Origin of the sequence: Pseudomonas sp. BF-B-26 (assembly GCF_019956495.1) — a bacterium.
Taxonomy (GTDB): Bacteria; Pseudomonadota; Gammaproteobacteria; order Pseudomonadales; family Pseudomonadaceae; genus Aquipseudomonas.
In genome coordinates, this window is record NZ_JAHBDP010000113.1 from 22,477 (window position 1) to 34,659 (window position 12,183).

Annotated in this window: 11 protein-coding genes; 6 read left to right on the forward strand and 5 right to left on the reverse strand. The window is 60.6% G+C overall.

Annotation, left to right across the window (positions count from 1 at the left end; genetic code table 11):
* Positions 1-99: 99 nt before the first annotated feature.
* On the reverse strand, positions 100-960 hold the full coding sequence (locus tag KGB03_RS25500) for a pirin family protein (protein ID WP_223529737.1): 861 nt from the start codon (positions 958-960) through the stop codon (positions 100-102).
* Between the two features lie 61 nt (positions 961-1,021).
* A complete protein-coding gene (locus KGB03_RS25505; RefSeq protein WP_223529739.1) occupies positions 1,022-1,438 on the reverse strand; it encodes an OsmC family protein in 417 nt (138 codons plus the stop codon).
* Positions 1,439-1,689: 251 nt separating this feature from the next.
* Between KGB03_RS25505 and KGB03_RS25510 the strand changes: the two genes are divergently transcribed.
* The 3 genes from KGB03_RS25510 to KGB03_RS25520 all read left to right on the forward strand — a co-directional run bounded on the left by KGB03_RS25510 (position 1,690) and on the right by KGB03_RS25520 (position 6,036).
* On the forward strand, positions 1,690-3,315 hold the full coding sequence (locus KGB03_RS25510) for a methyl-accepting chemotaxis protein (protein ID WP_218537254.1): 1,626 nt from the start codon (positions 1,690-1,692) through the stop codon (positions 3,313-3,315).
* Positions 3,316-3,484: 169 nt separating this feature from the next.
* Positions 3,485-4,861: a pyridoxal-phosphate dependent enzyme gene (locus KGB03_RS25515; RefSeq protein ID WP_192406876.1), complete on the forward strand. Its 1,377-nt coding sequence runs from the start codon at positions 3,485-3,487 to the stop codon at positions 4,859-4,861.
* A complete protein-coding gene (locus tag KGB03_RS25520) occupies positions 4,858-6,036 on the forward strand; it encodes a cystathionine gamma-synthase (protein ID WP_223529741.1) in 1,179 nt (392 codons plus the stop codon). The genes KGB03_RS25515 and KGB03_RS25520 overlap by 4 nt, the downstream gene beginning before the upstream one ends.
* Positions 6,037-6,099: 63 nt before the next feature.
* Here the strand turns inward: KGB03_RS25520 and KGB03_RS25525 are convergent, their stop codons facing one another.
* Genes KGB03_RS25525 through purM form a run of 3 tightly spaced genes read right to left on the reverse strand, consistent with a single transcriptional unit; the run spans position 6,100 to position 8,530 of the window.
* Entirely contained in the window at positions 6,100-6,813 is a 714-nt protein-coding gene (locus KGB03_RS25525; protein WP_008148635.1) for a DUF3108 domain-containing protein, read from the reverse strand.
* Between the two features lie 8 nt (positions 6,814-6,821).
* Positions 6,822-7,472, reverse strand: coding sequence for a phosphoribosylglycinamide formyltransferase (gene purN, locus KGB03_RS25530; RefSeq protein WP_218537255.1), 651 nt, complete (start codon positions 7,470-7,472; stop codon positions 6,822-6,824).
* Positions 7,472-8,530, reverse strand: coding sequence for a phosphoribosylformylglycinamidine cyclo-ligase (purM, locus tag KGB03_RS25535; RefSeq protein WP_008148639.1), 1,059 nt, complete (start codon positions 8,528-8,530; stop codon positions 7,472-7,474). The genes purN and purM overlap by 1 nt, the downstream gene beginning before the upstream one ends.
* A 382-nt stretch (positions 8,531-8,912) precedes the next feature.
* Here purM and KGB03_RS25540 point away from each other — a divergent pair, with 382 nt between their 5' ends.
* The 3 genes from KGB03_RS25540 to hda all read left to right on the forward strand — a co-directional run bounded on the left by KGB03_RS25540 (position 8,913) and on the right by hda (position 12,021).
* Entirely contained in the window at positions 8,913-9,974 is a 1,062-nt protein-coding gene (locus tag KGB03_RS25540) for a DUF2066 domain-containing protein (protein ID WP_223529743.1), read from the forward strand.
* 38 nt (positions 9,975-10,012) lie between these two features.
* A complete protein-coding gene (locus tag KGB03_RS25545) occupies positions 10,013-11,086 on the forward strand; it encodes an AI-2E family transporter (protein WP_111450742.1) in 1,074 nt (357 codons plus the stop codon).
* A gap of 230 nt (positions 11,087-11,316) precedes the next feature.
* A complete protein-coding gene (gene hda, locus KGB03_RS25550) occupies positions 11,317-12,021 on the forward strand; it encodes a DnaA regulatory inactivator Hda (protein ID WP_008148645.1) in 705 nt (234 codons plus the stop codon).
* Positions 12,022-12,183: the final 162 nt, after the last annotated feature.

Below are 12,183 nucleotides of genomic sequence, written 5' to 3' on the forward strand. Positions count from 1 at the left end.
TGCCGGCGTCTTCGCGAGCAAGCCCGCTCCCACATGGGATCGCGGTCCACTGTGGGAGCGGGCTTGCTCGCGAAAGCGGTTTAACTGGCGCTAAATATCTTAAGGCAATTCGATCCGCTCACTTTCCCCCGGCACCGTCGGCCAATCCCCGGCCGCCCAGCGTCGCCGCGCTTCATCGATCAACGCCGGATCGCTCGCCACGAAGTTCCAGTTGATCCGCCGCGGCCCATCCAGCGGCGCACCACCAAACAGCACGGCATGACAGTCGCTTTCAGCGAACAGGGTCATCTCTTCCCCGACCGGCAACACCACCAGCGAATGCGGTTCTATCAGCTCGCCATCCAGTTGCACCTCGCCGTCCAGCACATACAGCGCCCGCTCTTCATGCTCGGTAGGAATCAGCAAGGTGGTCGCCGTTTGCAGGTTCAATTCGGCATACAAGGTAGGAGAAAGCACCGGGACCGGTGACTCCAGGCAAAAGCCTGACCCGGCAATCATCCGGATCTTCACCCCCAGGTTATCGCTGACCGGCAGCGTGGCCGCCGGATGGTGGCTGTAGTGCCCGGGGCCGTGCTCTTTTTCTTTCGGGGAGGCCAGCCAAATCTGCAAACCGTGCATCGTGAAACCGCTGTTCTTCAACGCCTCAGGCGTGCGTTCGACGTGGGCAATTGCGCTGCCCGCCGTCATCCAGCTGACATCACCGGCCTCCACTACTTGGTCGGAGCCGAGGCTGTCCTTGTGCTGGATTTTTCCTTCGAACAAGTACGTGAGGGTCGACAGACCAATGTGCGGATGCTGACGGATGTTCATGCCTTTTCCCGCCTCATAACGGGTTTCGAGCATGTGGTCGAAAAACACGAAAGGCCCGACGCTGCGGCATTTGGCTGACGGCAGTGGGCGAAGAATGGGTTGGCCTTCGACATCTTCGGCGCGGGGACGGATCACGAGCGGAGTGTTCATGCTGCATTCCAGGCTGAGCGGGTAATGCGTGGAGCATAACCCGCTTGCGCAGCCCTTGCCGCTATTGGCTGAAGGCACCTTCAGACAGGTGCGTTTCAATGCTGACGTCGGTGGTGGTCATCAACTTGTGGACCGGGCAACGGTCGGCAACGCGGTGCAGCTCATCGCGCTGAGCGTCGGTGAGCACACCTTTTAGGGTCAGTTTGACGTGGAGGGCATATTTACCTTTCTGCTCTTCGCTGTTGTCACGTTTGACTTCGACGGTGACACCGGTCAGCGGGATGTTTTTCTTCTTCGCGTACATCTTCAGGGTCAGGGCCTTGCAGGCACCCAGGGCCGCGTCGAAGTAATCGTGTGGCTCGGGCGCGGAGCCTTCGCCGCCGGCGAGTGTCGGTACGTCGGCAAAGAGTTGATGGTCATCGATCTGTACGCTGTGACGAAAACCTTCGGCGGAAACAGTATTGACGGTGACAGGCATGGGAAACCTCGCAGGCAACAGGAAAAGTCATTCGATCAAAAAAGACCTTGAAGGTATAGAGCATTCCTCCTGTTACGCGTTCCACTTTCTCACTGAGCATTCCTGTGCGCTGAATCGTTACCGCCCGGCACCGAAGCAGTTGAGGCGTTTTGATATCACGTTTTCGTCTTACGCAAAATTTCTCCGGGCCGATACCTTCTTAAGCAACCCGCTGCAGGGTTGATGCAGCGCTTTTGGAAGGAACCAGAGCCATGAGTATCAGAAGTCTCAATATTGCGCCGCGCGCGGGCCTGGGTTTCGGCCTGCTGGCGTTGATGGTGTTTGGATTGGGGGCGTTCGCCCTGCAGCAAATGTCGAACATGCGCGCGCAGTCCGATCAGGTCGATGACAACTGGCTGCCCAGCGTGATGGCGGTCGGGGAGATGAATCAGGACATGCTGCGGCTGCGGGCATTGACCATGCGCCTGCTGCTCAATCGGGACCCGCAAGTGCTGGCGCAAAACCTCAGCAAACTCAACGAGCTCAAAAGTCTATTGGATGAGCCTCAGCAGCGCTACGATGCGCTGATTGTGCTGCCCGAAGAGCGGGTGCTGTTCGACCGCTTCAAAACCTCGGAGCAAAAATACCTGCAGTTCCAGACTCAGGTGATGGGGCTCTCGTCCCAAGGACAGGTGGAAGAGGCGGCCGCCATCCTCAATGGCGAGATGAGTCCATTGGCCGATGAAATCACCGCCAACCTCAAGGCATTGATCGAGCTGAACAAGCACAACGCTAACCTGGCGACGGAGGCGGCGCGCCGGGTGTTCAGCCAATCGCGGCTCTGGGTCGGGGTAATGATCGGCCTGACGGCGCTGATGACCATCGGCCTGGCGCTGTTGCTGACCCGCAGCATCGTCGTGCCGCTTTCCCAATCGTTGAAAGTGGCTGAAGGGGTGGCTGGCGGCGATCTCACCGGTGATATCAGCATCAGCGGCAAGGACGAGCCGGCGCGGCTGTTGCACGCCCTCAAGAGCATGCAGGGGAGTTTGCGTGAAACCCTGCGGCGTATTTCCGACTCATCCAGCCAATTGGCCTCGGCCTCGGAAGAGCTCAGTTGTGTGACCGAAGAGGCCACCCGGGGCCTGCATCAGCAGAGCCTGGAAATCGACCAGGCCGCCACGGCGGTGAATCAGATGACCGCAGCGGTGGAGGAGGTCGCGAGCAATGCGGTGGCCACCTCCGAAGCGTCTCGGGAATCCGACCGGATCGCCCAGCACGGTCGCGAGCAGGTGCATCAGACCGTGTTGTCCATCGAATCCCTGGCCGACGATGTCACGGCCAATGCGACCCAGGTCGAGGACCTGGCGCAGAAAGTTTATGGCATCAGCAAAGTCCTGGATGTGATTCGCTCGATTGCCGAGCAGACGAACTTGCTGGCCCTGAACGCGGCCATCGAAGCGGCTCGGGCCGGGAGTGCCGGGCGCGGTTTTGCGGTGGTGGCCGATGAAGTGCGGGCGCTGGCGCACCGGACGCAGCAATCGACCCAGGAAATCGAACAGATGATCTCCGGCATCCAGAAAGGCACCGATGCAGCGGTCAGCTCGATGCAGCAGAGCAACACGCGCGCGCGTTCGACCCTGGAAGTGGCGAAAGCAGCGGGCACGGCGCTGGAGGAAATCGCCACGGCGTTTACCCTGATCAATGAGCGCAACCTGGTGATCGCCAGTGCCTCAGAGGAACAAGCGGCTGTCGCGCGCGAGGTGGATCGCAACCTGATGAACATTCGCGATCTGGCGTTGCAGACGTCGGCCGGGGCGAATCAAACCAGTGCCGCGAGCCAGGAGCTGTCTCGGCTGGCGGTCGATCTGAATACGATGGTGGCGCGGTTCTCGGTCTGAAGTCCGAGCGGTTTTGTCGTTCCGGCGGCGCTACCGGCTGGCTGTGCAAGGTTGCGGGTGGCGCCATCCCGGCCTATGGTCCAAGCGATACTTTACTTGCGACTGGCGCGTGATGACTCGCCGTCGGTTGCTGTCCATCCAGTGCTGATTTGCCTAGCGAGGTGACGACATGCCCACCGACTCCCGACCCGCCGTGCTCGAACTGATCGGCAATACGCCGCTGGTGCGCGTCAGCCGTTTCGATACCGGCCCGTGCACGCTGTTCCTCAAGCTCGAATCGCAGAACCCCGGCGGTTCGATCAAGGATCGCATCGGCCTGGCGATGATCGACGCCGCCGAGCGCGATGGCAGCCTGCGCCCCGGCGGCACCATCGTCGAGGCCACCGCCGGCAACACCGGCCTTGGCCTGGCCCTGGTCGGTCGTGCCAAGGGTTACCGAGTGGTGTTGGTGGTGCCGGACAAGATGTCCACCGAGAAGGTCTTGCACCTCAAGGCGATGGGCGCCGAGGTGCACATCACCCGCTCCGACGTCGGCAAGGGCCATCCCGATTACTACCAGGACGTTGCGGCGCGGCTGGCGCTGGAAATTCCCGACGCTTTTTTCGCCGATCAATTCAACAATCCGGCCAACCCGCTGGCCCACGAATGCAGCACCGCGCCGGAGATCTGGGCGCAGACTCAGCATGACGTGGACGCCATCGTCGTCGGCGTCGGTTCGGCCGGAACACTGACCGGGCTGACTCGTTTCTTTCGACGCGTGCAACCAGAGCTGGTCATGGTGCTGGCCGATCCGGTGGGTTCGGTGATGGCCGAATACAGCCGCAGCGGCACCATGAACACGCCCGGCTCCTGGGCGGTGGAGGGCATCGGCGAGGACTTCATTCCATCGATTGCCGACCTGTCCAGCGTGCGCCACGCCTACTCGATCAGCGACGAGGAAAGCTTCGATCATGCCCGCCAACTGTTGCGCGCCGAAGGCATACTCGGCGGCTCTTCGACCGGCACACTGCTGGCGGCGGCGCTACGTTACTGCCGCGAGCAGACCGAGCCGAAGCGGGTCGTCAGCTTCGTCTGCGACACCGGCACGCGCTATCTGTCGAAGGTCTACAACGATCAGTGGATGAACGATCAGGGCCTGCTGAAGTACAAACATTACGGCGATCTGCGCGACCTGATCTCGCGGCGCTTCGAGGATGGCCGGGTGATCAGCGTGGGCCCGGACGATACGCTGCTCACCGCGTTCCAGCGCATGCGCTTGGCCGATGTATCGCAACTGCCGGTGCTGGAGGGCGGGCAGCGGCTGGTCGGCGTGATCGACGAATCCGACATTTTGCTGGGCATGCAAGAAGATGCTTCGCACTTTCGCGCGAGCGTGGCCAGCGCGATGACCGATCAGCTGCAAACCCTGCCTCCAAGTGCCAGTCTGGCTGAACTTCGGGCAGAGCTCGACCGTGGGCTGGTGGCGATCATCGCCGACGCTTCGGGCTTCTACGGCTTGATTACTCGAGTCGACATGCTCATTCATCTACGGAGATCCCTTACATGAGTCAACACGATGAAAACGCTGTGCCACGTGCCTTCGCCACCCGTGTGATCCATGCCGGGCAAACGCCCGACCCTTCTACCGGGGCGCTGATGCCGCCGATTTACGCCAACTCCACCTATTTGCAGCAGAGCCCCGGTGTGCACAAGGGGTTCGACTACGGGCGCTCGCATAACCCGACGCGCTTTGCGCTGGAGCGTTGTGTCGCGGACCTCGAAAGCGGCACCCAGGCCTTCGCGTTCGCCTCCGGGCTGGCGGCGATCTCCACCGTGCTCGAACTGCTCGATGCGGGCTCGCACATCGTCTCCGGCAATGATTTGTACGGCGGCACCTTTCGGCTGTTCGACAAGGTGCGCAAACGCAGCGCCGGACATCGCTTCAGCTTCGTCGATCTGACTGACCTGGAGGGATTCGAAGCGGCACTGCAGCCCGACACGAAAATGGTTTGGGTCGAGACGCCAAGCAATCCCTTGCTGAGTCTGACGGACCTCGCCGCCGTCGCACGCATCTGTCGCTCGCGAGGCATCATTTGTGTCGCCGACAACACCTTTGCCAGCCCGTGGATACAACGCCCGCTGGAGCAGGGTTTCGACATCGTGCTGCACTCGACCACCAAGTACCTGAACGGCCACTCCGACGTGATCGGCGGCATCGCGGTGGTCGGACAAAACGCAGACCTGGCGGAGCGTCTGGGCTTCCTGCAGAACTCGGTAGGCGCGATCGCCGGGCCGTTCGACGCTTTCCTCACCCTGCGCGGCGTGAAGACCCTGGCGCTGCGCATGGAGCGTCACTGCAACAACGCGTTGGACCTGGCGCAATGGCTGGAGCGTCAACCGCAGGTGGCGCGCGTCTATTATCCGGGCCTGCCATCGCACCCGCAGCACGTCCTGGCGCAGCGGCAGATGCGCGGTTTCGGCGGGATGATATCCCTCGACTTGAACTGTGACCTGGCCGGTGCCACGCGCTTCCTCGAGAGTGTGCGGATCTTCGCCTTGGCCGAGAGCCTGGGCGGGGTGGAAAGCCTGATCGAGCACCCTGCGATCATGACCCACGCCAGCATCCCCGCGGATACTCGTGCGCAACTCGGCATCGGCGATGCCTTGGTGCGGTTGTCCGTGGGGGTGGAGGATGTCGAAGACCTGCGCGACGACCTGGCACAGGCGCTGTCGCGGATCTGAATATCAGCAGGCAAAAAAAATCCGGAACCCTTATCGGGTTCCGGATTTTTGTGTCGAGCCGGATCAGCTGCCTTTGACAGCCTTGCCGTTGACCGTACCGTCGAGGAGCATGATGTTGTACTCCTTGCCGTCGGTTTCAACCTGTTGCAGACGAACCAGCAGGTAATCCCAGTCCTTGGCGAACCACAGGACGGTGATGCGCTTGCTTTGCGTCGGGTCGCGCACGCGTTCGACCTTGATTGCATCGATCTGGCCAGCCTTGGTGTCGACCTTTTCCGAACCCAGCACGCGGAAATCATAGGTATCGACTTCACCATCGTCGACGACTTGATAACTCATGCTTTTCTTGCCAGCGGCCACGTCGTGCTGCAGGGCGAGCTGATAAGTGGATTTGTCGACCATGCCGCGGTTGAGCGGGATCTTGACCGGGTCACCGCGATCGGTGCCGGTGACCATTTTGTTGGTCCAGTCGAAATCCAGGTCAGCTTTCTTGGCTTTGCCCAGGCCGCCACGTTCGAAGTGGTAGGACTGCGGCAGCATGGTGTCCTTGTCCAGCGTCAGGGTGCTTTCTTCGGTCAGGCTGGCGATCATCATCGAGGCCTTGAAACTGAGCTTCCAGGCGCCGTTGGCTTGCTTGGTCAGGCTTCGTTCAGCGGTGCCGCTCATGGGCAACTGCTTCCAGTCAGCGGTATAGCTGGCGGAGAAAGGTTGAAGTTCTGCAGCCTGCGCAAATGGCAGTGCGAGCAGAGCGCAAGCGAAGAGCAGGGCACGACGCATAAAATCTCCTAGGTTCGAATCAAGTGGCCGCTGGCCGCGAGTAACTTTCCATCCAGTAAAGCACCTTGCTCGCCGAGTGATAAACGACCTTCGGCAAACCAGCGTACAGCCAACGGGTAGATCAGGTGTTCCTGTGTATGAACTCGCTGCGCCAGACTTTGCGGCGAATCGTGCAACTCTACCGGTATTACTGCCTGTACGACCAGTGGTCCGCCATCGAGTTCCTCGGTGACGAAGTGCACGGAACAGCCGTGCTCGGTGTCGCCGGCCTCCAGCGCGCGCTGATGGGTGTGTAACCCTTTGTATTTGGGTAGCAGCGAAGGATGGATGTTGAGCAGGCGACCCGCGTAGTGGCGCACGAAGTCAGCGCTGAGAATGCGCATGAAACCGGCCAGTACCACGAGTTTGGGGTTGAACGCGTCGATCTGTTCGATCAGCGCGGCATCGAAGGCCTCGCGGCCTTCGAAAGCCTTGTGATCCAGGGTGCGGGTGTCGATACCCGCGTCCCTGGCGCGTTGCAGGCCGTAGGCGTCGGCGCGGTTGGAAATCACCGCAGCGATGCGGACCGGGCTGTCGCCGGTCCGCGTGCTGTCGATCAAGGCCTGCAAGTTACTGCCGGTGCCGGACAACAGCACCACCACATCACAGGTCTGGGACATCAATGAGCCTTGAGGTTCTTCAGTTCAACCTGAGCCGCGCCTTCGGCAGCGGTGGAGATCTGACCGATGACCCAAGGCTGCTCGCCGGCTTCACGCAGGACGTTCAGCGCAGTTTCAACGTGCTCTTGAGCAACGCAGATGACCATGCCCACGCCGCAGTTCAGCACGCGGTGCATTTCGTTTTCGTCGACGTTGCCTTTCTCTTGCAGCCAGTCGAACACCGCAGGACGGGTCCAGCTCGCGACGTCAACCACCGCTTGTGCGCCTTTTGGCAGAACGCGCGGGATGTTGTCCAGCAGGCCACCACCGGTGATGTGGGCCATGGCTTTGACCGCGCCGGTTTCCTTGATCAGCTTGAGCAGCGGCTTCACGTAGATACGGGTCGGAGCCATCAGCAGGTCGGTCAGCGGTTTGCCGTCGAGCTGGATGTTTTCGATGTCGGCACCGGACACTTCGATGATCTTGCGGATCAGCGAGTAGCCGTTGGAGTGCGGGCCGGAAGACGGCAGGGCGAGCAGGGCATCGCCGGCAGCGACTTTGGAACCGTCGATGATTTCGGATTTTTCCACGACGCCGACGCAGAAGCCGGCCAGGTCGTAGTCTTCGCCTTCGTACATGCCAGGCATTTCAGCGGTTTCGCCGCCAACCAGGGAGCAGCCGGACAATTCACAGCCAGCGCCAATGCCGGTCACGACCTGGGTCGCGGTTTCGACGTTGAGTTTGCCGGTGGCGTAGTAGTCGAGGAAGAACAGCGGCTCGGCGCCGCAGACCACCAGGTCGTTCACGCACATGGCAACCAGGTCGATGCCGATGCTGTCGTGCTTGTTCAGGTTCAGCGCCAGACGCAGCTTGGTGCCGACACCGTCAGTACCGGAAACCAGCACGGGCTGCTTGTAGCCGGCCGGGATTTCGCAGAGGGCGCCGAAACCGCCCAGGCCGCCCATGACTTCCGGGCGCGCAGTGCGCTTGGCGACGCTCTTGATGCGTTCGACCAATGCTTCACCGGCGTCGATGTCTACACCGGCGTCCTTGTAGCTCAGGGAGGGTTGCTTGCTCATGATCCAGGCCTTTAGGGGGGATTCAGGGGTAACGACCGAGTCCAGTGGGACCACCGAAACTGACGAAGGCGATTGCCATCCGCGAATTTCAGGGTGCCCGGCTGTTGCCGGTCTGCGAAGGCGCGCGATTTTATCAGGCTTGAGGGGCAGCGGCCATCCTCACGCCGACGGCAGGGGCATATCCGCTTAAAAAAACCTTCATTGCCCGTGTTGGCCGCATCCTTCATGGCTGTATAAGGTATCGCTATTAACCGTCTATCGTTAGGACAGTGCAAAAACTTACCAGGGTCAGGTGAATGTTTTGCTGGGGGGCGTGGTCACAGCCTTGCTCAATCCGGTTCACGCGGCCTGTTCCAGCCGCTCTTGTCGTCAGGAATCCTCCATGCGTTTTTTTTCTAGATTTTTGTTTGCCGGCTGTATGTCATTGGTCAGCCTGGCGAGTCATGCCGAAACCGTCAAAAATCTGTATCAGGTGCGTCAGCCTGTCAGTGGTCAAACCCCGGAAGTGCGCGATCAAGCGACCCAGCAAGCGCTGGATACGCTGGTGTTGCGTCTGACCGGCGATCCCAAGGCTGCGCAAAGTCCGGGGTTGGCGGCACTGCGCAAGGACCCGCAGCAAATCATCAGTCAGTACGGCTTTGACGCCGGTCCGCCGGAAGTGCTGAAGGTCGATTTCGACCCAGCCTCCACCGAGCAAGCGTTGCGTCGTGCCGGGCTGTCGTTGTGGGGGGCGAACCGGCCTTCGATCCTCGGCTGGTGGTTGAACGATTCCACCGAGGGTTCAAGCCTGGTCGGTGATGGCCAGGCCAGTGCTGCACCGCTACGTCGAGCAGCACAACACCGTGGTCTGCCGCTGCGCCTGCCGCTGGCCGATCTGAGTGAGCAGATCGTCGCCACTGCGCCGAATCTGGAAGGTACGGACGCGACGCCACTGCGCGGGGTATCGGAGCGTTACAGCGCTGACGCCTTGCTCGCGGTGCATGCCCGTGAAGAGGGTGGTCAGTGGCAGGCCAAGTGGCATTTGTGGCTCGGCGACCAGAAGGAGGCGGGCAGCGTGCAGGGCGCGGATCAGGCCGCTGTGGCCGATGCGGTGATGCTGGCGGTCAGCGAGCGGCTGGCACCGCGGTTTGTCGTCAAACCGGGTGCTTCGGGCGAACAATTGCTCGAAGTGCAGGGCATGAACCTGGAACACTACGCGACGCTTGGGCGTTTGCTGGAACCGTTTGGTGCGCGCCTGCAAAGTGTCGACGGCGACCGGATTCTCTATCGGGTCAATGGCAGCGCCGAACAGTTGAAGGCGCAATTGTCGCTGGCCAGGTTGCAGGAGGTTCCAGCGGGTGAGGCGCCAGCACCCACCGCCCCCGTTCAACCTGCCGCCAACGGTTCGACACCGGCCGTAGCGCCAACGCCGGCACCGATGCCGCAATTGCGTTTCCGTTGGTAAGTTTTTCTTTCTTTATATAGATGCATATGGAGTTGTACATGGCCGATACGCGGCGTTGGTTCTGGTTGGGTGGGGTGGTTCTGCTCTGCGTGTTTGTCTGGCTGTTGCATCCGATCCTGACGCCGTTTCTGGTGGCGCTGCTGTTGGCTTATCTGTTCGATCCATTGGTGGATCGGCTGGAGAAGGCCGGCCTTTCTCGGACGTGGGGCGTGGTGGCGGTGTTTGCGCTGTTTACCTTGATCTTCACGACACTGCTGGTGGTGTTGGTGCCGATGCTCGCCAAGCAGCTGTTTCGCTTGTACGAATTGGCGCCGCAGATGCTCGACTGGTTGCAGCACACCGCACTGCCGTGGGCGCAATCGAAATTCGGACTCTCGGATAATTTCTGGAAATTCGACAAGCTCAAGGCGGCAATCAGCGAGCACATGGGCCAGACCACTGACATTGTCGGGGTCGTGCTGAGTCAGGCGACGGCTTCCGGGCTGGCGCTGATCGGTTGGTTGGCGAATCTGGTGCTGATCCCGGTGGTGAGTTTCTATTTGCTGCGGGACTGGGACCTGATGATGGCGAAGATCCGCGGTCTGCTGCCCCGTGATCGCGAAGAGCGCGTTGTGATCCTGGCGGGTGAATGCCATGAAGTGCTGGGTGCATTCGTGCGCGGGCAGTTGCTGGTGATGGTGGCGCTGGGCGTGATCTACGCGGCGGGCCTGATGTTGGTTGGGCTGGAACTGGGGCTGTTGATTGGGATGATTGCCGGTCTGGCGGCGATCGTGCCGTACATGGGGTTCGTTATCGGGATCGGTGCTGCCTTGATTGCCGGTCTGTTCCAGTTCGGTGGCGATCTGTATCCCATGATCGGAATCGTCGCGGTGTTCATGGTGGGTCAGGCGCTGGAAGGCATGGTGCTGACGCCATTGCTGGTGGGGGACCGGATCGGTCTGCACCCGGTGGCGGTGATCTTCGCGATTCTGGCCGGGGGCGAGCTGTTCGGTTTTACCGGTGTGCTGCTGGCGCTGCCGGTGGCGGCGGTGATCATGGTGCTGGTGCGCCATGTGCATGATTTGTATAAAGATTCTGATATGTACAGCGGTGTTGATGAGCCCGAGATTTAAGAGGGCCTGATCAAACATCGCGGGCAGCCTGGTTCATTGCCAGGTTGACCCGAATCCCTCACGCGGCTGTCACATGCGCCGCCAAAGAAACTGGCATAAAACCAGTGTGTTAACGCAAACCTTTGATTTTGCTTGTGGTCTGTCGCATTGTGCGACCCGCCTCACGGGTATAAACTTCGCAAACTTTACACAGAGGCCACTAACGGTTCCTTTGGAACTGTTCAGTCAGCATGAAACCGATTCAGCTGCCCCTAGGTGTGCGTCTGCGTGATGACGCTACCTTTATCAATTACTATCCAGGCGCCAATGCCGCTGCACTCGGCTATGTCGAGCGGCTATGCGAAGCCGACGCCGGCTGGACCGAAAGCCTGATTTATCTCTGGGGCAAGGACGGGGTAGGGCGTACGCACTTGTTGCAGGCGGCCTGCCTGCGCTTCGAGCAATTGGGGGAGCCGGCGGTGTATTTACCGTTGGCCGAACTGCTTGATCGCGGCATCGCCATCCTCGACAACCTCGAACAGTACGAACTGGTCTGCCTGGATGATTTGCAGGCGGTGGCCGGTCGGGCGGATTGGGAAGAGGCGTTGTTCCATCTGTTCAACCGTCTGCGTGACAGCGGTCGACGTCTGCTGATCGCTGCATCGACATCCCCGCGTGAGCTGCCGGTGAAGCTGGCAGACCTCAAATCCCGTCTGACGTTGGCGCTGATCTTCCAGATGCGTCCGCTCTCCGACGAAGACAAATTGCGTGCCTTGCAACTGCGCGCCTCTCGTCGCGGCCTGCACTTGACCGATGAAGTCGGGCATTTCATTTTGACCCGCGGTACGCGCAGCATGAGTGCGCTCTTCGAGCTGCTTGAGCGTCTCGATCAGGCTTCCCTTCAAGCTCAACGCAAGCTGACCATTCCCTTTCTGAAAGAAACGCTTGGCTGGTAACAAAAGCCGGTAAAGCCAAGGCCCTGGCGGGTTTCGGCATCTTTCAGGCGTCAAGAATTCCGCTTTCCTACAGGGCTGCAGGCTGCGCGAACGTCTAAAACGGGCTTAAGCGCTTAGATGTAAACGCGAAACCAAGAAGTCACATAAAGATCGATTGAATTT